Below are 22,380 nucleotides of genomic sequence, written 5' to 3'. Positions count from 1 at the left end.
ACATCACGACCTGAGCCCGTAATCGCTCCGAGGCGCGACGCTCCACATACTCGCCCCTGTTCGTCGACTCCATGGACGTTTCAACCTCCGTCTGCGACCAGTGCCGGTGCGCGCGTCAGTCGACTCTCTTGAAGGAGTGCGCCTTTGTACAAGGCCACCGCCCGAGCTCCAGAGCAATCTGGACACACGCCGCCCTCGCCGAGGGCACATGAAAGGAGCAGCTATGCGTATCGGACGTATCCTGGCTGGCACTGTCCTTGGGGCGATGCTTGCGGTTGGGACCGTGGCACCCGCCCAGGCGGTCACGACAAGTACGCCCAAGGCGGCATCCGCCAGCGTCATGGGCGAGATGGTGTTCTATGACGACTTCTGGACGCAGTCCGAGTGCGTGGCGGTGGGGAAGCAGGGGCAGTCGGCCAGGATGTGGAAGATATACAGCTGCCAGCCGTCGCTCTGGGACTGGGACCTGTACGTCGGGTACTAATCTCGATCTTTCGTGACGGGCCCGTCGGCATCCGGCGGGCCGTTGCGGTTCCGTATCACCGAGGCCAGGCACCTCCGGTCTGCAAGATCATCCCGTGGCGGGTTTCTGGCGTATCTGGGTCATGCCCCTACCGGAGGCGAGCCGAGCACCGACGGCGGAACCGGGGCACTGGGGAGCTGCGCGGGGACGGCTGGGTGCGCACCGAGGAAGACGAGCAGCTGCTCACCCCGGCCACGCGGTACAGCACGCTGACCTTCGGCAGGCGGCCACGGCATGCTGGCGCGGCCAGGTGGAGACCACCCGGACCCGGGCCCGGCTGATGACCGAGGCCGGACTGCTGCACCGCTCCGCGGAGGCCCCGTGGGCGGGCACCACCGTGTGGACCAGCGAGCACGGAGTCCGGCATGCCGCCACCACGCTGAGGGCGCCGCGCTGGCCCGGGGAGCGGCTGCTGCACCGCCTGGCCGTCGCGGACGTCGGGCTCGCCCTGGAGGCGAAGGGGCACACCGTGCTCACCGAGCGGGAGATCCGCAGCGCGGAGGCCGTTGACGGCGGCGCCCAGGAGCTCCTGGAGGACCTGGGCCTGCCCGTGGCCCCTGGACCCGGCGCGGGGAGACGTTCGCGGTGCCGGTCGGCCCCCGGGCGCTGCACTGGCCGGACCTGGTCCTGGTACTGCCCGGCGGCACCCTGGGCGCCGTCGAGGTGGAGCTCACCGCGAAGACCCCGAGCGCGATCCGGCGGATCCTGCGGGCGTACGGACAGGCGCGGCGCCGTGTGCTGTACCTGGGCACCGAGCCGGTCGTCCGCCAGCTGCAGGGCCGCCCCGGCCCGGACGGGCGATGGGCCGACGGCGTCGCCCAGGACGTCGGACTGCTCCCGCCTGGAGGACCCGACCCGGGCACCGGCGGACTCCTGCGCGTCCAGCCGTTCACCGCCGGCGACCCCGCCGTCGACCGCCAGGCCGCGCGATACGCGAAGCGCCGCTGACAACTCCGGCGGCGGCCGCTGGATATCGGGCGTTGCCAGGGTGGATACGGCAGTGGATACGCATATCCACCCGCAGGATCGGCGCTCGCAGAAGCCGAACAGCGGTGTGCGGGACGGATGACGGGCGGGCGGAGGGCAGCGGGCGAAGCGGGTACCCCGGGTACCCGATGTGATGATCGTTCTCCCCGGGAGACGGCTGTCCGGCCGCCGGTGGGACCTCCCGCGGCTGCTGAACCGCGTGTCCGGGAAGGGGTAGACCTGTTAGCCCCAACAGGGTCAACCGCTGCTGAGCGGCGTTCTCCGGGCCTGTGATCAGGACCCGGGACCGACTCCGAGGATGCATCGGGCAGACACGGCCCCGGGATCCGCAGGCGGAGCGGACCGCTGCTGGAGAGTCTCCTCAGCGGCCCGCTCAGCGGCGGTGCGCCCGCGGACCGCACGCTCCTCCTGGACGTCGTTGCGAGGGACCGGCCCGTGCCCGAGAGGGCGGCGCATGATGCTCATCGGCGCAGTCTCGCAGCACCCTCAGGCGAGGGCACGCCCGACGCCAGCGCTGAGATGGAGGCAAACTGGGGGCCGCCAGAAGTGGGGCCAGGTGCCCAGGGGAGCATCCCTGACCTACAGGAGATCCGCGCCTCCGGCCGCATCCCGAGTCAGCCCACCACCGGCTGACCGCTCCCGCTACTGGTCGTTCTGATCTTCCCCGTAGGGGGGAGAGACGAGCCTGATCGCATCAAGGAGTCGTCTGCCCCTCCGTCACGCCGGCCTTGCTGCACTGGCGGCCGACCGCGAACAGCTTCGGGTCCTGACGGTAGTAGGGAAGGGGGCCGCTGCAATAGATACCTCCCACGTAGAGCACCTGGTACTGCTCGTACGGAAGCCGGGATGTCACCTTGAACGGTCGGCCAGCGTCGTCCGCAGTAACGGTGGTCGTCTTCGTGCCTACGCGGACGTGGAAGAGGACTCTGAACTCGCAAGCCTGGTTCTTCGTGGTGGTCTCGATCACGAAGGTTTGCTGTTCGCCCTTCTTCAGTTTGTACTCCTTTTTTGCGAAGGCCTTCGGGGAGACGACGGGTTTGTCGAGGTCGAAACGGACATTGGGAATGGGGCTTCCCCCTCCTCCCCCGGGGCTCTCGAAGAGAGTGCCCCGTAGCGCCGGCTCGCAGTGCTTGTCGACTAGCTCCGCGCCGGTCACGCTCGCCTCGTTCTTCTCGTCGTAGCCGCCCAACGTGATCACGAGCGACTGGATGTCTGCCAAGCCGACCGCACCGGTCTCCTGTACCCACGACTTGAAGTTCTGTCGCTCCGACAGCTGGCTGATGGTTTCGGCAGACGGCGTCATCGCGCCTCTGAAAGCGACGCTCTTCGACTCATCCCCTGGTTGGACGTATGCATCGTCCAAGCGCACCGCCGGGCCCCGAGCGTTCTGCCAATCCTGATACCGATCGACTGCGATGAACCCCAGGAGAGCAATGCTCGGAACCTGTGGATCGGCGAGGGAACGCGAAGGGCGTACCTTCCCGAATGATCCTTTGATGGTCTCCGAATAGGCCCGCGTTGCAGCGCGGGTTGGGAAGGCACGCGCGTGCTCAGCGTAGTCACCGACGACGGCTCGACCCAGTCCGGCTCCCTGATCGACGAAATCGTCCGTGAGGGCGCCCGCCGGATGCTCGCCGCCGCGCTGGAGGAGGAAGTCAACCAGTACATAGCCGAGTTGGCTGCCGAGACCGATTCTGCCGGCCGACGTCTCGTGGTCCGCAACGGCCACCATCAGATCCGGACCGTGGTCACCGCGGCCGGCCCGGTCGCGGTCAGGGCACCGCGGGTGAACGACCGCCGCGTCGATGAAGTGACGGGCGAGCGCAAGCGGTTCTCCTCGAAGATCCTGGCTCCGTGGTGCCGCAAGTCGCCGAAGATCTCCGAGGTCCTGCCGCTGCTCTACCTGCACGGATTGTCGTCCGGGGACTTCGTGCCCGCTCTGGAGCAGTTTCTCGGCGGCACCGCCGGCCTGTCGCCCGCCACCGTGACACGGCTGACCAGGCAGTGGAGCGACGATCACGCCGCCTTCCAGGCCCGGGACCTGTCCGACCGCGACTTCGTCTACGTGTGGGCCGACGGCGTGCACCCCAAGGTCCGCCTCGGCCAGGCGCACTCGTGCGTCCTGGTCCTGCTCGGGGTCCGTTTGGACGGCACCAAGGAACTCATCGCCCTGGCCGAGGGCCTGCGGGAGTCCACCGAGTCGTGGGCCGACCTGCTGCGAGACTGCCGCCGACGCGGCATGCGTGACCCCGAGCTGGTGGTCGGCGACGGCGCGATGGGCCTGTGGCGGGCGCTCGCCGAAGTGTTCCCGGCCGCACGGCCGCAGAGGTGCTGGGTCCACAAATCCCGCAACGTCACGAACTGCCTGCCCAAGTCCGCGCAGCCCGGGGCGACGAAGGCGATGCAGGAGATCTACAACGCGGAGGACCGCGGCCACGCGGAGAAGGCGATCGAGGCGTTCGCGAAGACCTACGGCGCCAAGTTCCCCAAGGCCGTCGCGAAAATACCGGCGACCGGGAGGAACTCCTGGTGTTCTACGACTTCCCGGCCGAGCATTGGATCCACCTGCGGACTACGAACCCGATCGAGTCGACGTTCTCGACGGTCAAGCTCCGGACCAAGGTCACGCGAGGTGCGGGCAGCCCGGCGGCCGCGCTCGCGATGGTGTTCAAGCTGGTCGAGTCAGCTCAGGCTCGATGGCGTGCGATCACCGGTGCCCATCTGGTGCCCCTGGTCCGCGCCGGGGCACGGTTCGAGAACGGCGTCCTCGTCGAACGCGAGGAGCAGGCAGCCTGATTGGCTGAAGGAGCCACCAGCCGACCCATGGCTGAGCTGGCCTATCCTCAGTCAGGCTGATTTGGGGCGGCGAGAGCTTGGCGCGACTGGACTACCGCGCCCAGCGTCCCATGGCCGGCGCGGTGCCGATCAGGCACTCGATGTCGGCCGGGAAGCCGGCGAGGGCGTAGGCGGTCAGGCGCAGGTGGCCCTCAAGGCAGACCAGGTTGTCCTGCCTCTCTCCGACGAGGATGAGCGGAGGAAATCGTTCACCTCTGATGAACGCGTGGGCCGCGTCGACGAACGGTTCGTTGGGCACGTCGAACGCCCGTAGCCCTGCCTTGATGCGTGCGGCCGCGTCGGCCGGCCGGCGGCTGCCACCCGACAGTTCGACCCAGTAGGGATTGTCGAGGTACCGCACGTCGGCCGCCTCGTCGGTGGACAGGAGTGCCCTGGTCCACGTGACGTGAGCGGGGAAGTTCTCGAACAGGTCACGGTTCTCGCCGTATCCGCGCGTCGCGGCCAGCAGAGCGCGACGTGCGAAGTTCGCTCCAGCGTCGGAGAGGTCCGGATGCGTCAGCAACTGCTCTGCCTGCCCGGCTACCGCCAGATGGGACCGGAGGTTCTGGCCGAACCTCTGGCTAGACAGCTCGCCGCTCAAGAAGCAGGCGACCATCTCGTCCTCATTGCTCACACCCAGTACCTGCACGACCGTCAGCATAGGATCGAACTCGGTGGGTGCCGCAGCCTGCTCGCACGTCATCTCGTTCACAGGTCTTGACTATTGCTCTTTCTCCACCCTGCCCTACCGTCTGCCCGGCGTGAGTCCGTTCTCGTAGGCGATGATCGCCAGGTGGACGCGGTCCCGGGCCTCGAGCTTGGCGAACAGACGCGCGACATGGGTCTTCGCCGTCGCCGCGCTGATCACCAACCGCTCGGCTATCTCACCGTTCGACAGTCCCTGTCCGACCAGTGCCAGCACCTCGCGCTCCCGGTCGGTGATCCCAGCGACGAGACTTGAGTCCGCGGCGGGCTCGGTGGCCGGTGCGGGGGTGGCGGAGGTTCCGGCGAAGTCGGCGATCAGCCGTCGGGTGACGCTCGGCGCGAGCAACGCGTCACCGGCCGCCACCACGCGGATCGCGTCCAGGATCGCGTCCAGGGCCATGCTCTTGAGCAGGAATCCGCTGGCGCCGGCGCGCAGTGCGCCGTAGACGTACTCGTCGTCGTCGAAGGTCGTCAGCACCAGCACCTTGGGCGGGTCCGGCTCGGCGGTCGCCTGCCGGGTCGCCTCGATCCCGTCCATGCCCGGCATCCGGATGTCCATCACCACGACGTCCGGCCGCAGCTCGCGCACCAGGCGCACAGCCTCGACGCCGTCGCCGGCCTCCCCGACCACCTCCAGGTCGGCGGTGTCGCCGATCAGGATCCCGAGCCCGACCAGCATCAGCGGCTGGTCATCGACCAGCAGTACTCGCACGCTCATGCCGGGAGCCTCGCAGCCACCCGGAATCCGCCCTCCGGACGTCGGCCCGCGCTGAACTGGCCGGACAGCAACGTCACCCGCTCGCGCATGCCGAGCAGGCCGAAGCCGCTCCCGCCGGCCGTTGCCGAGGGCCTCGGACGGCCGGGCCCGGGACTGTCGTCCCCGTCGTCCACCACCTCGATCCTCAATCCTGTCGGCTCGTATCCCACCGCGACCCGGCACGTCCGCGCACCGGAATGCCGCACCACGTTCGTCACCGACTCCTGGACGATCCGAAACGCCGACAGCTCGATCTCCGGCGGCAGCGGACGCCGCTCGCCCCGCCAGGCCACGTGGACCCGCACCCCGGCGTCGGCCGTGCGTTCGGCGAGCCGCGGGATATCCGCCAGGCTGCCGGCCGGCGCCAGCGGAGCGGCCCCCGGCATGGCGTCGTCCGGCTCGGCGCGGCGTAGCGCTCCGAGCATGCGCTGCAGCTCGAGCAGCGTCTGGCGGCTGGTGGACTCGATGCCGGTCAGAGCCTGCCGCGTCTGCTCGGGCTTGGTCTCCACGACCCGAGCCGCCGCTCCCGACAGCACCGTGATGATCCCGATGCTGTGCGCGACGCTGTCGTGCAGTTCGCGGGCGATCCGCAGCCGCTCGGCCATGACGGCGCGGGCCGCCCTCTGCTCATGCAAGGCTCCGAGGTACTCACGGCGTTTGCGATACACCCCCCCGAAGACCCACGCGACCGCGAACCACAACGCGAACTGCCCGGCCCACTGGGCCGCGTCGCTGACGGTCTCCCCGGGGTAGACGTGGATGTTCTCGACGAACGCGGCCGCGACGGCCGCGACGGAGCCGACGGCGGCAGCCTTCGGCCGCCGGACGGCGAGGTGCCCGCCCAAGAAGACGAGCAGGACGAACACGATCAAGGGCCGCACGCCGAAGAGGTCGCCGAGGACCGATTCGCCCAGGATCGCCGCGAAGACCGCCGCCGGCAGACGGCGCATCAGCAGAACCGGAAGGGCGAGCACGACGCACAGACCCATCATCTGGAAGGGCCCGAGGCCGGGAAACCGGAACAGGCCGGGACCACGACGGATCGACCAGCAGAGCATCAGCGCGTAGAAGCAGGCGGTGGCCAGTACCACGGCCCGGTCCGTCAGCCAGGTCACGCGCTTCGATGTCGAGAGACGCTGGAGAAGCTCTTCCATACGGAGATCGTATTCAGCGGCGTCGGCTCCGCGCGTCGCCCCGGGGATGTACGCGGGGTACACCCCCGGGCCGACGGCCTGGGGAACGGTGACATCCACCGGCCGACGCGACGGAGGAGCTGCGGAACCTAGCGTCGATCCCATGAAACGCAATCGCCGTATCAGCGCTGTCGCGGCGCTGGCGCTCGCCGCCCTCGTCACCGGAACCGGCACCGGGTTCGCCGCCACGACCACACCGTCGGCCACACCGGTGGCCACGCACGCGTTCGACACCGCACCGGCCACGGCCACCGCGCCCACACGGTCCTTCCAAGGCACCCTCCCCGCGCCGACCGGCCCCTACGCCGCCGGCAAGGAGGTCATCCACCTCACCGACGCGAACCGTCCCGACCCGTGGGTGCCATCATCCGGCCCCCGCCAACTGACCGTCACGATGATCTACCCGGCCGTCCCCGGGACCGGGACTCCGGCCCCTTACATGACCCTCGGCGAGGCAGCCGGAATCCTCCAGCGCCAGAAGACGCCGGCGAGCTCCGGCGTCACCCCGCAGACCCTTTCCAGCGTCACCACCCACGCCTTCGACGGCGCGCGGCCGCAGAGGGGCAAGTATCCGCTGGTGGTCCTCTCAGCCGCGCACGAGAACCCGCGCATGACGCTCACCGCGCTCGCGACCGACCTGGCCAGCCACGGCTACGTCGTCGCGCTCGTCGGCCACACCAACGAGGACAGCGGCGAGACGCTGGCGAACGGCCAGACGCCGCCGTGCGCGATCTGCGACAACCCGGCGCTCAACCTCGACTCCGTCGTCGCCAGCCGCGCGACGGACGTGTCCTTCGTGATCGACCAGTTGACGCACGGCAATACCGCGTGGCGCCTGGCACACCTCATCGACAAGCACCAGATCGGCATGGCCGGACACTCCCTCGGCGGAGCGTCGGCCGCCGCCACGATGATCGCCGACCCGCGAGTACGGGCCGGAGTGAACATGGACGGCACCTTCCACCCGACCCCGATGCCAGGCCAGATCAACCGGCCGTTCCTCATGCTGGGCACGGCCGAAAACCACTCGGCCGGCGGCCACAACACCACGTGGGAGCAGGCATGGGCCGCCCTCGGCGGCTACAAGGAGTGGCTGACGGTCACCGACGCCGACCACTTCAACTTCAGCGACCTGGACCTGCTTAAGAAGCAGGCCGGGTTCCCGACGCAGGGCCTCTCCCCGGAACGCGGGCTGGTGATCACCCGCGAGTACGTGACAGCGTTCTTCGACCAGACGCTGAAGGGGATCCACAGTCCGCTGCTGGACGGCCCCTCGCCGAACAATCCGGAAGTACTCTTCCAGCACTAGGCAGTGTCTGATGGCTCTTTGGTGAGGTCGCGGAGCCAGATCACGATGGCTGCGGTGGCCAGGGTGCCGTGGAAGATGTAGTCGCGTTTGTCGTACCGAGTCGCGACGTCCCGGTGCTGTTTCAGCTTGCTGATGCAGCGTTCGACGGTGTTGCGCCGGCGGTACTGCTCACGGTCGAAGGCCGGTGGGCGGCCGCCGGCCCGACCAAGGCGGCGGCGGTTCGCACGCTGGTCGTCCGGCTGGGCGATGGTTGCTTTGATCCCGCGTTTGCGCAGGTAGACGCGGTTGGCGCGGCTTGAGTAGGCCTTGTCGCCGCGGGCCCGGTCCGGCCGGGTCCGCGGACGTCCTGGCCCGGTGCGGGCCACGTTCAGGGCCTGCATGAGCGGGATGAACATCGGGCTGTCCCCACGCTGACCGGGCGAGGTCAGCCAGGCCAGGGGCCGGCAGCGGTCATCCGTCAGCAGGTGGACCTTGCTGGTCAGCCCGCCCCGGGAGCGTCCCAGGGCCTCACGGCCATCTCCGTCCACACGCGCGCCACCCCCTTTTCAGGATGGTCGGCCGGAGGAGCGTGCCGGGCTCCGGCTGCGTGCTGGTGGGCCCGGCAGGTGGTGGAGTCGGCGTTGACTGCCCACGAGCCGTCCGCGTCCTGGGCGGTGGAGTCGGCGCTGGCCTGCAGAGCGCGCAGGATCTTCGACCAGGTGCCGTCGGCCGACCACCGGCGGTGGCGTTCGTAGACCGTCTGCCAGGTTCCGTAGCGTTCAGGCAGGTCACGCCACGGAATCCCTGTCCGCGTCCGGTAGAACACACCGTTGACCACGGTACGGTGATCAGCCCACCGCCCACCCGGGTTCCCGGTCTCCGGCAGCAGCGGAGCTATGCGCTCCCACTGAGCATTCGTCAGTTCATGCCGACGCACCATGCCAGACCCCTGCCCAGAACAGGGATAGATCCACCATCCCAGGCAAGAGCCATCAGACACTGCCTAGCCGGGGTCCACGCCATGGCCGGGCTCGCCGACGATTGGACCGAACGCCGACAAACCTGTATCGACGTTCTCTGCGCCTACCTGCGCATGCCCTACCCAGGAATCCTCGCAGAGGGCACACCAGCCGACGGAGATTCCAACGGCCAAGCCAACCGCGAAGTCCGCCTCACTGTCATCCGGACAATCCGTGACCACCTCCTAACCGCCACCCCACAAGAGACGTCCTGGAGCGGATACGACCTCGACTTCACCGGCGCCGTGTTCGATGGCGGCGACTTCTCCAACGCCACGTTCTCCGGTGACAAGGTGCGCTTCACCGGAGCCACTTTCTCCAGCGGCCTGGTGAGCTTCTACGGTGCCACCTTCTCCGGCGGTTCGCTGGGCTTCTACGGTTCCACGTTCTCCGGCAGCGAGGTGCTCTTCCGTGGAGCCACCTTCTCCGGCGGCTCGGTGAACTTCCGTGGAGCCACCTTCTCCGGCGGCTCGGTGAACTTCCGTGAAGCCACCTTCTCCAGCGACGTGGTGAACTTCGACCGCGCCAAGTTCTCCGGCAGCGAGGTGGGCTTCTACGGCGCCACGTTCTCCAGCGGGAAGGTGAGCTTCTACGGAGCCAAGTTCTCCAGCGGTACCGTGAACTTCGACCGCGCCAAGTTCTCCAGCGGCGCCGTGAACTTCGACCGCGCCAAGTTCTCCGGTGCCACGGTGACATTCCGTACGGCACAGTTCGATGGCGGTGTCGTCGACCTGAGAGACGCGGCAACCTGGTCGCGGCCTCCATCCCTCGACGACGGCCTCCTAACCGCCCTACCCGCAGGACTGCTCCTGCCGGGCCAGCTGCCCAGGCCGAATCCTTGAAGCCTGGTGACACGTTCGTTAATGGCACGCCTACTTCGGCAATCTCGGCATGTGGGAAGACAGACCCGGCGGCCGGCCGCAGCCACGGCGACACGTCCACCGCGAGCACCAGGCGCCCGTCGGCGGCCCGGGGCAACGGGACCCCGACCAAGGCACGGCGGAGTCGGGCGACGTCGATCCGGCCTTGGTTCAGCCCGGCGTAGAGGGCGCCGTGTCCCCGACGGTGCTCGGGTGCGAGGGCCAGGTCCACGAGCGTGCGGACCGGGCCGTCGGTGCACAACAGGGGATCGCACAGCTCGAAGAGGGCGTCCCCCCGGGCGAGAAGAGACGTGTACAGCTCGGTACGGAACGCTGTCACCGTCCTGAACGCGTCTCGTTGAACCTCGTGCTCGACCTGTTCCACGATGCGGCCTCCATGCCGCGCCGACCTCTCCTCGCAGGATCAGCCTCCAGCCCTGCGGACACGCCATGAACAGGGCAAACCCCGAACAAGTTCGAGCCCCGTTCGGGGGCGGACCAAAAACGTCAAGCTCAGAGGTAGGGCTCTTGCTGCGCGGTGAGCTTCCTGGCCTGCTTGGAGCGCGCGGAGTGGGGTTCGCCGGGTGTGAGGCACCAGGCGCCGGCCTCCTGACCGCAGTGGGGCAGGGCACGTCGTACGCCAGCCACACGGTCCGGACCGCCTCGTGCTTCTTCTGCTGTTCCTGGAGTTCGGCGATGACGGGCCGCAGCCGGTCGACGTGCGGTAGTTGCCGTACGCGGCCGGCATGCGGTCCCCCGTCGACCACGCACTGCTGGCCGCGGTCAGCCCCGCACTGGGAGCACGGCCTCGTGGTCCAGTACGCGCGGCCGACCTGCTGGTGCAGCGGCACACGTTCTTGCGGCTTGAACGGCTTGGCCAGCCGGGGCGGAAAGGGCAGACACCGAAGGCGCGTACTCCACAGGATGAGCTGAGTCTGCCGGTGCTCCCCGAGCTTGCCGGCCTCGGCGGCTACCTGGAGTAACTGCTCGACCTTGGACCGCAGACGCCGCGGATCCTCATTCGCCGGAAGACGGCTGATGTCCTCCAGGAGCGTGTCCAGGCGCGCGAGCTTGGCCGCCTCGAGCGCGGCCAGGTAGGCGGCGGCCTCGCGGACCGTGCGTTCTTCCTCCTCGGTTCGGCGGCCCCGGGTGCCCGCCTTGATCTCCGCCAGGAGCGCCTTGATGCTCCCGGTCTTCTGAGCGGCCACGGCCTGATTCAGACGGGCGAACAGCTCCCGACGGGCCTCCGTCTCCTTCTCCACCGAGGCCAGGGCGCTGCGCCGGGCGGCGTCCAGCCGGCGCTGAAGCTGCGGGCTCACCCCGGCCAACTCGGTGATCTCGCGGCACACCTCTTCCGTCAGGTCGGTGGACACGGTCCGGCGGGCGTACAGCAGCCGGCGCCTCGGCTCGTGCGCCTGCACGTCCTGCGCCGACTCCTCCTGCTTCTTGCCCGGAGTCCACCGGGTGGAAGGGGGCGCGCTCCTGGCCTGGACGATCCGCTCGACCGCCGGGGTGGACAGGCCCCGGTCGGTGATCTCGCATTCGTCCAGGGCGAACCACTCGGTGGGCCGGGCGAACGCCTCAGTGCCGATCCGGACCCGGCGGGCGGTGCCTTCGCTGTCCAAGCGGATGCGGTGCACATACCAGCGGTCAATCAGGGTGTCGGAGTCCACCGTGGCTTTGTTCATGAGAACGGGTTCTGGCTCAACTTCTGGGCTCTGTCGCTAATTTGGGGGAAGTTGGGCAACTATCCGATGTGACGGGTGGGGTTCAGGTCTCGGATCTTCTTCTGCCGGGTATCGCGGTGGAGGTCGACCAGCTGGTGATGACGGATGCGGAGGTCCGGGTCGCCGTGCGGTCAGGGGCCGTGGCCGCGGCCTGTTCCGGATGCGGGCGAAGATCTTCGAGAGTGCACTGCTACTACCAGCGGACTCTGGCAGATCGTCCGGTCGCTGGTCGGCGTGTGCGGATCGAGCTACGAGTGCGTCGACTCGTGTGCGGGAACGAGCACTGTCCCCGTCGGACGTTTGCCGAACAGATACCGGCCCTGACGCATCGCCATGCACGCCGCACGGACGCTCTCACCGCCCAGCTCACCGACGTGGCCCTGTTCCTGGGCGGCCGGCCAGGAACTCGCCTGGTCCAGCGCATGACCATCGACACCTGCAAGGACACTGTGCTCCGGCTGATCCGAGCTCTTCCGCTCCCCTCATCGGGACCAGTGCCGCATCTCGGCGTCGACGAGTTCGCCGTTCGAAGGGGACGGACCTACGCGACGATCCTCATCGACATGGCAACCCACCGCCCGATCGACGTCCTGGCCGACCGGGCCGCAGCCACCTTCGCGTCCTGGCTGCGCAACCATCCTGAGGTCCGGATCATCTGCCGCGACCGTGCCGGCTCCTACCGCGACGGGGCCCAGACCGGCGCCCCGCAGGCCAGGCAGGTAGCCGATGCCTGGCACCTCCTGAACAACCTGGCACAAGCAGTCGAACGCGTCATCGGGCGGCATCGCTCCGACCTGCGACAACCCCTCACCTCCCACGACGACCGGAGCGACGAGGGCCCGGCCTCTGAAGGCCGCGACCGCGCAGAGCTGGACATCCACGGACGGCCACGGCCTCTGGTCGCCCGCACCCGCGAACGCCACCAACAGATCCACGAACGCATCGAACGCGGCGACAGCCTTCGCGCCATCGCACGCGACCTCCAGCTCAGCCGCGGCACGGTCAACCGCTTCGCACGCACCGCAGAAGTAGATGAACTTCTCCTCGCAGCCATCCACCGACCCACCCTGATCGACGACTACCGCCTCTACCTGCACCATCGCTGGATGGAAGGCTGCACCAGCGCTTCCGCGCTCGCCCGGGAAATCCAGCGGCTGGGCTACCGCGGCGACGTCAACACCGTCCGCCGGCACCTGAAGCCCTACCGCAACGGCGCGATCCCGACCACCGCCCCCTTGCCCCACCTGACCGTCCGCAGGGTCACCGACTGGATCATGCGACGCCCCGAGCACCTCACCGATGCTGAGCGAAAGGGTCTCGACGAGCTGTGCGAGCGGAACCACGTGCTGGCGACGACCGTCGAGTACGCACGCCGCCTGGCACTCATGGTCCGCGACCGCCACAGCGAACACCTCGCCCTCGATGTCTGGATCGCCGATGTCCGCCTCGACGGGCAACAAGAGCTCCGAACTCTGGCCAACGGCATGCGACGCGACCGCGCGGCCATCCAGGCCGTCCTCACCACGACCTACACGTCCGGAGCAGTCGAGGGCAACGTCACCCGGATCAAGCTACTGAAGAGACAGATGTACGGCCGCGCCAACTTCGATCTCCTACGGCGCCGCATCCTGCTCTCACCATGATCAAGAGGCCGCTACCCCCAAATTAGCGACAGAGCCCAAAAGTTGAGCCAGAACCGCCACTTCGGGAGGCACCGCTGTCCGGCGCTGTTCGATCGGTACTGGCACCTGTCACTCCGCTAAAGGAGGCCGGTGCGCATGTGCTGCGTGAGGTTGTCGTGGATCTGGCGTAGCCACGGGGCGCGGACGGCCGGCAGCCGGGCCAGGGTTCGTTGGAAGACTCCCCAGTCGATCCGGAACATGTCATGGACGTTTGGCGTGGGCGGGTCGTCGCGAAGGACGCCGTCGGGTATTGGACCCGATGAGGGGACGGGCAGTTGCGGCTCGGGGAAGACCAGCCGGAGCCACACCCCGAACGGCAACGGGACCAAGCGCGCCGGAGTGGCAGGGGTCCATGCCTTCCCGGTCTGCGGGTGGGACGGCACGAGGAGGATGTCGGCGCCGTCGTGGGCCGGCTGTCCCGGTCCGGCCAGGACGGCGCGCCGCCTCGGCCCGCCGGCCGGCAGCAGGGTGTCGAGGGCGCGTTGGAACATCTTGGCGGTCAGGCCGTCCGGCACGGCTACCGCCCGGCCGTCGGAGGCCACCAGGAGGTGGGCGAGCGCCTGCCCGGCCGCCGCCACCCACTGGGGGCTCCAGTGCCATCGGTCGCTCGCCCGGAACGGCTCTCCCCACGGGGGGATTGGCTCGGACGGGGGCACGCCATCCCCCTCCGCGAGCAGGTCCGCCCAGGACAGCGGTCCGGGGTCGGCGCCTTCGACGGGAAGGCGGCGCACGGCGTTCGGGGCGAGCCACACGGCCTGCCAGAGCGAGCAGTCGTCGATCCTGCTCGCCACGGGAAGACTGCAGGCCGCGCAGGCCATGTTGGGGCCGTCACCCCCGTCGAAGCCGCAGCAGGCGCCGCCGCGCTTCTCCGGGATCAGCACGGCGCCGCGGGTGTCTCCCGGTGCGATGACAACCGCGCCGGACACGCCGTCGGACAGGGCGTGGACCGGCGCGTAGATGCCGCGGGCAGCCGCCTCGTCCGGATCGATCTCCTCCCACCTTCGCCACGGCGGCCCCCAGGGCTCCAGTTCCACGGCGAACGTCCCCGATTCCATGAGCACCGGGAGCTGAAGCCCGTTCCCGTACTTCTGGCGAGCGTGGGCCGGCAGGGCGACCTGGGACAACGGGGCGGTCAGCTTGGAGCCACACCGCACACACACGAAAACGAACAAACGTCCTCCCCTCGGGAAACAGGGGCATCGTCGCAGCTCCGTGGCAGACCGGCCAACGTGTTTTCAATTCGCTGTGGGGCCGAAGCACAGCCACGACGCTGAGCATCACCGTTCGAATCCTCGGCGCGCTCTAGGGTCCGTCTTCAAAAGATCGTTCGATGGTGGATCATGTTTTCGTGATTCGTCGCCATGAACTGACTGATGTCGAGTGGGAGTTGCTGGCTCCGCTGATACCGAGTGCGGGCAGGGGCCGGCCTCGGGCGGAGGACCGTCGGGTGATCAACGGGATGGTCTACAAGATCCGGACCGGGGTTTCCTGGCGTGACCTGCCGGAACGTTACGGCCCGTGGAAGTCGGTCTACACGCGCTTCCGCCGCTATGCCATCGACGGTGTGTTCACCCGGGCACTGCAGCAGATCCAGGCCCAGGCCGACGCAGCCGGTGACATCGATTGGCTGGTCCAGATCGACTCCACCATTGTCCGCGCCCACCAGCACGCCGCCGCCACCGGCCGAAAAAGGGGGAAGCACCGGACGGACGAACCGGACGATCACGCCCTCGGCCGATCCCGAGGAGGCCTGACTGCCGAAATCCCTCTCGCCTGCGACGGCCGCGGTCGGCCCCTGGCCGTCCTGCTGACCCCGGGGCAACGGCATGACGGCGTCTGCGTGAGGCCTCTGCCCGGACGCATCCGAGTACCCCGCACCGGCCCCGGCCGGCCCCGCTGCCGACCGGACCACGTCATCGCCGACAAGGCCTACAGCTCACGCGGCTTCCGCGCCTAACTGCGACGACGCGGCATCGGACACACCATCCCGGAGAAGAACGACCAGAAGATGCACCGCCGCAACCGAGGCCGCCGAGGTGGCCGACCGACAGCATTCGACAGCAGGATCCACCGCCGCCGCAACACCGTCGAACGCTGCTTCAGCCAACTCAAAGGCTTCCGCGGCATCGCCACCCGCTACGAGAAAACCGCCACCTCCTACGAAGCAGCGGTCACACTCGCATCACTTCTGCTCTGGGCAAGATCAATTTGAAGACGGACCCTAGTCCGCGGACAAAAGACGCGCCCTCCCGGGCTGCGATACGGATCGCGCATCCGAACATGAGCGCGGCGTTCTGGACGCCGTCCGACATCGCGGGCGCCGACTGTCTGCGGACAGAAACATCGGGCGGGCTGATCTCATCACGCCTGTACGGATGTCCGGTCACCGTGGGCGTTCCGTGACGTCAGTGGTGACGCTCTCTCACTCCTTGGCGGGTTCCTCTCCGGGACTCCCCCTGGTACTCGTCCTCCGCCAGTAGCTTCTCGGTCACCCCTACGCCTGTGAGGCGCTCTGCCAGAGCGAGGACCGCTGCCTCGGTATCGACGCCAGGATCTCCGTCCCTTAAGCCTGATGCCGATCCCGAATTTTGGCTCTGCCCGAAGTTTCGTGATTCCCAGGTCAGGGTTCGCGTGCGGGAACGTTTCGGCAGGGCATGTCTGGCTGGTGAGGGTCCGCTCGCTGGATGATGTGCTGTTCCCGGACGTCGATGTGCGCTCGGAGGCCGTGGAGTTCACGGCGGAGGCCTTGGTCGTGGTGGCAGCCGCGTACGGTCCGCCGCCCAGATGCCCGGAGTGCCGTGCCTGGGCCGGGAGGGTCCACTCCTGCTAGAGCGACGCCGCCGAGCGACCCTTGACGGGGAAGAAGCTGCTGGTCAGGCCGCGGGTCCGGCGGCTCTTGTGTGACCGGCCCACGTGTCGGCGGCGGACGTTCGTCGAGCAGGTCAGCGGGCTGAGCAAGCGGTATCGCCGTTCGAGCCTTGGGCTGAAGGGCTGGCTGCGGCAGGTCGGGGTTGAGCTCGGCGGCCGGGCTGGCGAACGGCTGTGCCGCCGGATGCACCTCGTCGCGGCCCGGACCCGGATGTTGGAACTCCTGGGTCCTGCGACGGCGCCGGAGCGGTCGCCGCGGGCCCTCGGTGTCGACGAGTTCGCCTTCCGCAAGGGCCGCACCTATGGAACTCTCCTGGTCAAGGCCGACCGGGCCGTGGACGTCCTGCCCGACCGGACCTCGGAGACCTTCGCCGCCTGCCTGCGTGAACGCGCTGACGAAGAGACCGCAGGGATATCCGAGGCGCCCACGCTGATGCAGCTCCCGCTGCATCAGCTGCCGCGGACACAGATCCTCGAACGGACCTGCCAACGCCACGCCGACGTGCACAAACTCGTCGCGGCCGGCTGGACGATCAGTGCGATCGCCCGTCGGCTGAACCTCGACCGCAAGACCGTCCGACGGTTCCGCGACACCGACCTCGACCAGCTCCTGGCTTCCGCCCACGAACGCCGCCCGGCAGGAGTGCTGGAGCCGTTCAAGCCGTACCTGAACACATGATTCACCGAGAGCCTCGGCCAGGTCAGCGGCAGTCGCCTCTTCCTGAAGATCCGTCAACGGGGTACCAAGGAAGCCGCCAAGTCGTCCGCAAACACCTCGCCGCCCTCCGCGTCGGCACCGCCGAACCCGTCCGAGCCGACATCCCCAGCCCACGCAGGATCACCAGCTGGATCATGCGACCACAGGGCTCCCGCACCCGTCCGCTCTCCTTGCGCGAGCACATGCTGGCCGCGGGACGCCGGGGCCGGGCCGTGACCTGGCGCAAGGGCTCCAGAGCGGCGATGAGCTCGCACTTCGTGCTGCTGCGGGTCCGCCTCGCGGGGCGGCGTCCCCAACCCGCCTGCGACGGCACGATCCCGCTGGTCTGGCTGATCGCGCAGTGGCCCGAAGACCAGGGAGAATACCGATTCGTTGTGCGGCCCGGGGCGGCGTAGCCCCGGCCTGGAAGCGGGTCAGGTACCGGGCGCCCGGAAGTCGACCGTCAGCCGGGCCGCCGTGTCGATCTGCTCTGGGGTGAGCAGCCGCACCACGCTGGACTGCAGGGCGCCGCTGGCCCGGACTGTCATCGAGACGCCCGCCATCGACTCATCGTCCGGCAGCTCGATCACGCAGTACAGGTCCGTCTCACCGAAGGCGAAAGCCAGCCACTCCAGAGTGCCACCACAGGAGGCGACCACCCTACGGACCGCCTCCACCCGGCCTGTGCCCCCGTCGGAGAGCAATCCCCCAGCGCCCTGAGCGGTGTAGCTGGCCTGGACCAGGTACTTCGGCATCTCGGTCTCCCGTCTTGCGAAAGCGTCGCGGGCACGGCGCCATCCCTACGATCTGGCAGCGCGCACCGCGCCGACCACCGGGAGACGCCCAAACGGCCGCACAGACCTGCCCTCGCCGGGCCGCACCACCCGCCTCGGAGTCCACGATCATCGCATACCGTCTCGACAGGCTGCCCCGCAAGCTGTGACTGCCGGCTACCAAGTGGCGGGTTTCTCGCGTATCTCCTCCGGCCTCCTCATTCATCGGATGGCACCGCCACGTCACCCTCGTCACCGCCACCCACCTGTTCCTGACCGAACAGCGGAGCTGCCAAAAAGCCCCTGTGGAAACACCGCGGCGGCGCTCGGGAGATGCCCGACAGCGTCATGGACTCGTGGAACCTGCGGCCGATCAGGGTTTTGATCCTGGCCAGCGTCCACCGCTGGTCCGGCCAGCCGTGCGCGACCGGGCCCTTGGCAAGCTCCTCCTCAAGCACGGCGAACAGGGTCTCGCTCAGCTTCGGCCGGGACGCCGGGCCTCGGGAACGAACCCCGTCCCGGCCGGCCGCCCTCCAGGCCTGCCGCCACCGCTGGACCGACCGGACGCTGACCCCTAACTCCTTTGCAACCTCGCCGCTGCCCCGCCCCGCGGCGAACATCGCGACCGCTTCCATCCGGACCCGCTCGCGGAACGCTTGCCTCTCCGCGGTCAGACCCCCACCCTGCGGATACCTCATACACCTGGCATACCGCGACGATCACCGATCGTCAGCCCCCCACGACAACCCGACTTCAAAGTCAGTAACAAAGCACTACTACTTGCTGTCCCACGCTTCCGCGAGCGGGACCACGTGGTCGATGTCCAGTGCCCCGGCCGGGGTCATCTCCCGCTCGCCGTAGTACGACCACCACACCCCGCCCGCCAGCGTGCACCCCGGACCGACCCCCGGCGTCACCACCGCCTCAGCGATCAGCACCTCGGCACGGGTGTTGCAGCCGTCCGTGGGGTTCGCGCCCACGTTCCAGTGCTTGAAGCTCGTACGCTGATAGCCCGTCCGGTCCTCAACAGCGAGCGGGAGCGCGCCGACCGCGACCCCTATCGGCAGCAACTGCGGCACCGCGGCCGGCTGTTCGACCGCGTACACAGCGGAGGCGGGAAACGAGAAGGCGAGAGCCGCGGCGGCCAAGGTCACAGCCCGCATCATGATCATCGCGAGGCCGGTTTTACCGACCCCCACCCACCAAGCGACAGGCCTCAGGCACGAGGTTCACCCGGACGGGAAGCGACATTCACTGGCGAAACGCCACTGCACACCATCACTGGCATGGGCTGGGTGTGCACCCACCGCGCTTTGCCCGGTGAGAAGTTCAGCAACAGGAAATCCAGCAGCCGAAGCAGGCCATGACCTCCTACCAAGATCCCGCACATCTGTCCGAATAAGCGTGGCCCAGCCACGTTAACCGTGGGTAGGGTGATCACCACATGGGTGGCAGCCCCAACCGGGATGCACCCTCGCGTGTGTCAGTGGCGGCCGGGGGGCCAGTGCCGCTATGGGGGACTGATTCGTTGTACGGCTGTGCCGATCATCGGGCGCGCGCCGGTTCGGTTTGCTGCCATCTGGGCCTCAGGTCCAGCGTGCTGACTCGGGCACCTCCTCGCGCCTCGTGCTTCCCGCTTCCGCCTTCATTCGTCCATGAAGGAAGGAAATCGTGCACTTAAAACATGGCGTTTTATCCAGAAGATCACGTAGATCCCGGCTCCTGACCCCTGCCGTGACATCCGTCGTCGCGATCGCGGTCCTGGGCGGTCTGGCCATCCAGCCGGCAGTGCTCGACCGTAGTGCAGCGTTGCGTGCTGATCCGGCGGCGGACGCGTACGACTGGCTTTACGACACCTCCGCGGAGCAGTGGCGCCAGGATCAGTGCCTGATGACCGATGTGCTGCGTCTGGGCGGTCCGTCCATGGCGCAGACGGCGCAGGACGCGCTCAACCAGCCTCAGGACAAGCTCCATGCGCTGGCTGACCGTGCCCGTTGGCAGCAGACTCCGCTCGCGACCGCGTACCAGAAGGACCGGGACGCGGCGTGGAGCTCGCTGCAGGCCATCAACTCTCTGAGGGACGGCTGGAAGAAGCCTCTGGAAGGGCTGACGAATCCCCCCGGAGGCATGAACACCGCCGACTTCCACTGGCCTCCGGGTTCGCCCGGCGATGGGAAGCAGGACTTCTACACGCAGACCGGGCTGAGCAAGTGGGTAGCCGAAAGGTTCTGGACTGAGGAAGGAAGCTTCTATCAGGACCCCACCCCCAAGGCCTATGACCAGGCCAAGGGGATGGTCAAGTACCTGGGGACTCCCCTCTACGGCAAGGACCCCGACGCTCACGCTCCCGGGGGCGACTGGAACCGTGACCTCGCGGAGCACGAGGCGTTCCAGCACCTGACGGACTGGTCCCCGGAGCCTATGGGCGCGGACAACGCCCGTCTGTTCATGGCCTCGGGAGGGTTCCCCCGCAGCGCTCCGCAGCCGGGGACGGCGGAGTACCGCATCGCGGTCGAGGACCTGAAAGCCCGGTTCGCCGGCTGCGCGTGGCGTGACCCGATCGACCCGAACAGGGTGCTCGACGGCATCACCACCACCGCGGCCGGCGAGTGGCAGCAGGAGATCGTCTCCCAGCAGGCGCAGCGCAACCAGATTCTCGCTGCGAATGCCGAGGCGACCACGGCGCTCGCGGCGGGGGCGAAGGCCTTGGGCGAGATGCTGGGGCACTCGTGGGTGGCCGACCACGCGACCCGCTGGCAGGACTACTGGTCGCCTGGCGGAATCGGCGCGGTCGGTGACAAGCCCGCGGTGATCGAGCTTCATGCCGTGGGAGGCAAGTGCCTTGATGTGGAGAACAGCGGCACCAACGACGGCGCGCCGGTCCAGGTCTACTGGTGCAACGGCACCTCCGCGCAGCAGTGGCAGATGTTCGGTGATGACCACGGCCTGCATCTGAGGAACGTGGTGTCGCAAAAGTGCCTGGATGTGTCGAACAACGACCCGGCCAACGGCACGCGGATTCAAATCTGGACGTGCAACAGTTCCCCGGCGCAGACCTGGGAGTACAACCTTCGGGCCACTACCGCCATCAAGAACGTCGGCACGGGCAAGTGCCTGGACCTGCACACCTACGAGCCCGGGTACGACTCCTGGCTGTGGGACTGCAACGGCACCGGCCCTCAGCAGTTCGACATCAAGCCGTCCGGCAACGGCGCCGTTCCGGCGCAGAGTGAGTTCACCAAAGCCAAGGCGGCCGTCACCGGAGCGCAGGCGGGCGCGAAGAAGCAGCTCGACGTCCTCAAGGTCCAGGCCGCAGCGGCCAAGAAGGCGTCGACGACGACCGACACCGCCGCGCAGGCCGCGTACACGATCGCGGACGCCAACGGTGCCCCGCGGGGCCGTGGCCTGCTGGTCGGCCAGCAGAAGGCCCAGGTCACCAAGGGTGCGGTGGCCGCGCTGGACGCGATGGTGAAGGCCGGCGAGACCGCCGAGGCAGCCACGCGTGCCTCGGGCGCGGACAGCGAGACCATCGCTCAGCGTGCTCTGGCGCAGGCCGCCCAGGCCAAGGCCGAGTTCCGCAGGGAGGCGGCCCACACGGCCGAGCTTCAGGCAAAGGCCTCCGCGGACGCGGCCAAGTCTCATCGGGACAACGCGAAGAAGGACGCGGAAACGGCAAAAGCCAAGCTCGGCGACGCGGTGAAGGTAGAGAGCGACGCCAAGGTAGCGGCAGCCACCGCTCACGCGAAGCGGCTGGCCGCCGAGGCGGAAGAGGCCAACGCGAAGAAGGAGAAGGGAACCGCGGCCGCCAAGCAGGCCGAGGCGGCCCAGCACCGCAACAACGCACAGGCCGAAGCCACGAAGGCGCAGGACGCCAGGACCAAAGCCGAAGCGGCCGAGACCGCTGCGGTCGACCGGAAGAACGACGCGGTCAAGGCACGCGACAACGCCAAGGCCAAGCGGGACGACGCCTGGGACGCTGAGCAGAAGGCCGAGGCCGAGCGTGCCAAGGCCAGTGCTAAAGCCGCTTACGCGGCTTCACTCGACGCTGGCACGGAAGCGGACGCGGCACGCACATCAGCCGATCAGGCTGATCAGAACGCCAAGGATGCCGAGACGGCCGCAGGCAGGGCACGGGGTGAGGCGAACGCCGCGACAACGGCGGCCGAGGAGGCGGACGCAGCGGCCACACGCGCCGAAGCTGCCGCCAAGCGCTCCCGCGCCGACGCGGACGGCGCTCAGGCCGCGAAGCTGAAGGCGGAGGCTGCGGTGAAGACGGCGACCAGTGCCGCCGCTGACGCCATCGCCGCTTCACAGCACGCCGCATCCGAAGCACGCAGCGCCGTCGCCATGGCCGACGAGGCAGACGGCCAGGCCAAGACGGCCAAGACCCAGGCTGACCTGGCGAACCAGGAAGCCCTCAAGGCGGTGACGGCCTCGGCCAAGGCAGCCGGCTTCGCCTACTGAGG

17 protein-coding genes and 4 pseudogenes are annotated in these 22,380 nt (G+C 68.5%); 10 read left to right on the top strand and 11 right to left on the bottom strand.

Features of this window, described 5'->3' with window-relative positions:
* The first annotated feature begins 283 nt into the window (after nucleotides 1-283).
* Nucleotides 284-484, top strand: coding sequence for a hypothetical protein (locus tag SLAV_RS38680; protein ID WP_159038048.1), 201 nt, complete (start codon nucleotides 284-286; stop codon nucleotides 482-484).
* 624 nt (nucleotides 485-1,108) lie between these two features.
* Nucleotides 1,109-1,471, top strand: a complete 363-nt coding sequence (locus SLAV_RS38675) for a hypothetical protein (RefSeq protein WP_030240054.1) — start codon at nucleotides 1,109-1,111, stop codon at nucleotides 1,469-1,471.
* A gap of 733 nt (nucleotides 1,472-2,204) precedes the next feature.
* On the opposite strand, the gene SLAV_RS38670 is transcribed toward SLAV_RS38675, so the two are convergent.
* Nucleotides 2,205-2,873, bottom strand: coding sequence for a hypothetical protein (locus tag SLAV_RS38670; protein WP_158740956.1), 669 nt, complete (start codon nucleotides 2,871-2,873; stop codon nucleotides 2,205-2,207).
* A 183-nt stretch (nucleotides 2,874-3,056) separates the two neighbouring features.
* Here SLAV_RS38670 and SLAV_RS38665 point away from each other — a divergent pair.
* Nucleotides 3,057-4,306, top strand: a pseudogene (locus tag SLAV_RS38665) (IS256 family transposase).
* Nucleotides 4,307-4,397: 91 nt separating this feature from the next.
* Here SLAV_RS38665 and SLAV_RS38660 read toward each other — a convergent pair.
* From SLAV_RS38660 to SLAV_RS38650, 3 genes are read right to left on the bottom strand one after another with little or no spacing between them, the layout of a single operon-like run.
* Complete coding sequence (locus SLAV_RS38660; RefSeq protein ID WP_234333906.1) at nucleotides 4,398-5,048, bottom strand: hypothetical protein; 651 nt, start codon at nucleotides 5,046-5,048, stop codon at nucleotides 4,398-4,400.
* A 42-nt stretch (nucleotides 5,049-5,090) separates the two neighbouring features.
* Complete coding sequence (locus SLAV_RS38655; protein ID WP_030240062.1) at nucleotides 5,091-5,768, bottom strand: response regulator; 678 nt, start codon at nucleotides 5,766-5,768, stop codon at nucleotides 5,091-5,093.
* Nucleotides 5,765-6,961 (bottom strand): sensor histidine kinase, encoded by a 1,197-nt coding sequence (locus SLAV_RS38650; protein WP_199922235.1) that lies wholly within the window; start codon nucleotides 6,959-6,961, stop codon nucleotides 5,765-5,767. The genes SLAV_RS38655 and SLAV_RS38650 overlap by 4 nt, the downstream gene beginning before the upstream one ends.
* Nucleotides 6,962-7,103: 142 nt before the next feature.
* Between SLAV_RS38650 and SLAV_RS38645 the strand changes: the two genes are divergently transcribed.
* A complete protein-coding gene (locus SLAV_RS38645; RefSeq protein ID WP_030240065.1) occupies nucleotides 7,104-8,309 on the top strand; it encodes an alpha/beta hydrolase family protein in 1,206 nt (401 codons plus the stop codon).
* On the opposite strand, the gene SLAV_RS38640 is transcribed toward SLAV_RS38645, so the two are convergent.
* Nucleotides 8,306-9,228, bottom strand: a protein-coding gene (locus SLAV_RS38640) for an IS5 family transposase (RefSeq protein WP_425276216.1) whose coding sequence is annotated in 2 segments (ribosomal slippage) — nucleotides 8,306-8,853 and nucleotides 8,853-9,228 — 924 coding nt in all. Because the reading frame shifts where the segments join, the coding sequence is not laid out codon by codon here. The two genes, SLAV_RS38645 and SLAV_RS38640, sit on opposite strands and share 4 nt — an antisense overlap.
* Before the next feature lie 81 nt (nucleotides 9,229-9,309).
* Here SLAV_RS38640 and SLAV_RS38635 point away from each other — a divergent pair.
* A complete protein-coding gene (locus SLAV_RS38635) occupies nucleotides 9,310-10,149 on the top strand; it encodes a pentapeptide repeat-containing protein (RefSeq protein ID WP_234333991.1) in 840 nt (279 codons plus the stop codon).
* 67 nt (nucleotides 10,150-10,216) lie between these two features.
* Here SLAV_RS38635 and SLAV_RS38630 read toward each other — a convergent pair.
* A pseudogene (locus SLAV_RS38630) lies at nucleotides 10,217-10,552 on the bottom strand (transposase); the annotation flags it as partial.
* A 1,440-nt stretch (nucleotides 10,553-11,992) separates the two neighbouring features.
* On the opposite strand from SLAV_RS38630, the gene SLAV_RS38625 reads away from it, so the two are divergent.
* Entirely contained in the window at nucleotides 11,993-13,537 is a 1,545-nt protein-coding gene (locus tag SLAV_RS38625; RefSeq protein ID WP_063760394.1) for an ISL3 family transposase, read from the top strand.
* Between the two features lie 116 nt (nucleotides 13,538-13,653).
* On the opposite strand, the gene SLAV_RS38620 is transcribed toward SLAV_RS38625, so the two are convergent.
* Nucleotides 13,654-14,748 carry a hypothetical protein gene (locus tag SLAV_RS38620; RefSeq protein WP_030242091.1) on the bottom strand — a complete coding sequence of 365 codons (1,095 nt, stop codon included), beginning with the start codon at nucleotides 14,746-14,748 and terminating at the stop codon, nucleotides 13,654-13,656.
* Between the two features lie 158 nt (nucleotides 14,749-14,906).
* Between SLAV_RS38620 and SLAV_RS38615 the strand changes: the two are divergent.
* A pseudogene (locus SLAV_RS38615) lies at nucleotides 14,907-15,788 on the top strand (IS5 family transposase).
* A gap of 193 nt (nucleotides 15,789-15,981) precedes the next feature.
* Here the strand turns inward: SLAV_RS38615 and SLAV_RS43800 are convergent.
* Nucleotides 15,982-16,200 carry a DUF6461 domain-containing protein gene (locus SLAV_RS43800; RefSeq protein WP_425276241.1) on the bottom strand — a complete coding sequence of 73 codons (219 nt, stop codon included), beginning with the start codon at nucleotides 16,198-16,200 and terminating at the stop codon, nucleotides 15,982-15,984.
* A 227-nt stretch (nucleotides 16,201-16,427) separates the two neighbouring features.
* Between SLAV_RS43800 and SLAV_RS38610 the strand changes: the two genes are divergently transcribed.
* A complete protein-coding gene (locus SLAV_RS38610) occupies nucleotides 16,428-17,123 on the top strand; it encodes a helix-turn-helix domain-containing protein (RefSeq protein ID WP_158741079.1) in 696 nt (231 codons plus the stop codon).
* A gap of 173 nt (nucleotides 17,124-17,296) precedes the next feature.
* The gene (locus tag SLAV_RS43795) at nucleotides 17,297-17,557 is read left to right on the top strand and encodes a hypothetical protein (protein WP_030242204.1); all 261 of its coding nucleotides are present in this window, start codon (nucleotides 17,297-17,299) and stop codon (nucleotides 17,555-17,557) included.
* 18 nt (nucleotides 17,558-17,575) lie between these two features.
* On the opposite strand, the gene SLAV_RS38600 is transcribed toward SLAV_RS43795, so the two are convergent.
* From SLAV_RS38600 to SLAV_RS38590, 3 genes and pseudogenes are all read right to left on the bottom strand, one after another.
* On the bottom strand, nucleotides 17,576-17,896 hold the full coding sequence (locus SLAV_RS38600; protein WP_030242206.1) for a GYD domain-containing protein: 321 nt from the start codon (nucleotides 17,894-17,896) through the stop codon (nucleotides 17,576-17,578).
* 344 nt (nucleotides 17,897-18,240) lie between these two features.
* A pseudogene (locus SLAV_RS38595) lies at nucleotides 18,241-18,612 on the bottom strand (helix-turn-helix domain-containing protein); the annotation flags it as partial.
* 78 nt (nucleotides 18,613-18,690) lie between these two features.
* Nucleotides 18,691-19,068: a hypothetical protein gene (locus SLAV_RS38590; RefSeq protein ID WP_158741081.1), complete on the bottom strand. Its 378-nt coding sequence runs from the start codon at nucleotides 19,066-19,068 to the stop codon at nucleotides 18,691-18,693.
* A 736-nt stretch (nucleotides 19,069-19,804) separates the two neighbouring features.
* Between SLAV_RS38590 and SLAV_RS38585 the strand changes: the two genes are divergently transcribed.
* Nucleotides 19,805-22,378, top strand: coding sequence for a ricin-type beta-trefoil lectin domain protein (locus SLAV_RS38585; protein WP_051841591.1), 2,574 nt, complete (start codon nucleotides 19,805-19,807; stop codon nucleotides 22,376-22,378).
* Nucleotides 22,379-22,380 lie beyond the last annotated feature (2 nt).

This window comes from Streptomyces lavendulae subsp. lavendulae (assembly GCF_002803845.1).
In the GTDB taxonomy this organism is placed as follows: Bacteria; Actinomycetota; Actinomycetes; order Streptomycetales; family Streptomycetaceae; genus Streptomyces; species Streptomyces lavendulae.
This window is presented reverse-complemented; position numbering and strand designations above follow the sequence as displayed.

What these genes read in the sequence shown, in the direction of transcription:
- SLAV_RS38655 (WP_030240062.1), bottom strand. Translation starts at nt 5,768, where the DNA reads ATGAGCGTGCGAGTACTGCTGGTCGATGACCAGCCGCTGATGCTGGTC.
- SLAV_RS38625 (WP_063760394.1), top strand. Translation starts at nt 11,993, where the DNA reads ATGACGGATGCGGAGGTCCGGGTCGCCGTGCGGTCAGGGGCCGTGGCC.
- SLAV_RS38650 (WP_199922235.1), bottom strand. Translation starts at nt 6,961, where the DNA reads ATGGAAGAGCTTCTCCAGCGTCTCTCGACATCGAAGCGCGTGACCTGG.
- SLAV_RS38585 (WP_051841591.1), top strand. Translation starts at nt 19,805, where the DNA reads ATGACCGATGTGCTGCGTCTGGGCGGTCCGTCCATGGCGCAGACGGCG.
- SLAV_RS38660 (WP_234333906.1), bottom strand. Translation starts at nt 5,048, where the DNA reads ATGACGTGCGAGCAGGCTGCGGCACCCACCGAGTTCGATCCTATGCTG.
- SLAV_RS38645 (WP_030240065.1), top strand. Translation starts at nt 7,104, where the DNA reads ATGAAACGCAATCGCCGTATCAGCGCTGTCGCGGCGCTGGCGCTCGCC.
- SLAV_RS38635 (WP_234333991.1), top strand. Translation starts at nt 9,310, where the DNA reads ATGGCCGGGCTCGCCGACGATTGGACCGAACGCCGACAAACCTGTATC.
- SLAV_RS43795 (WP_030242204.1), top strand. Translation starts at nt 17,297, where the DNA reads ATGCGACCACAGGGCTCCCGCACCCGTCCGCTCTCCTTGCGCGAGCAC.
- SLAV_RS38600 (WP_030242206.1), bottom strand. Translation starts at nt 17,896, where the DNA reads ATGCCGAAGTACCTGGTCCAGGCCAGCTACACCGCTCAGGGCGCTGGG.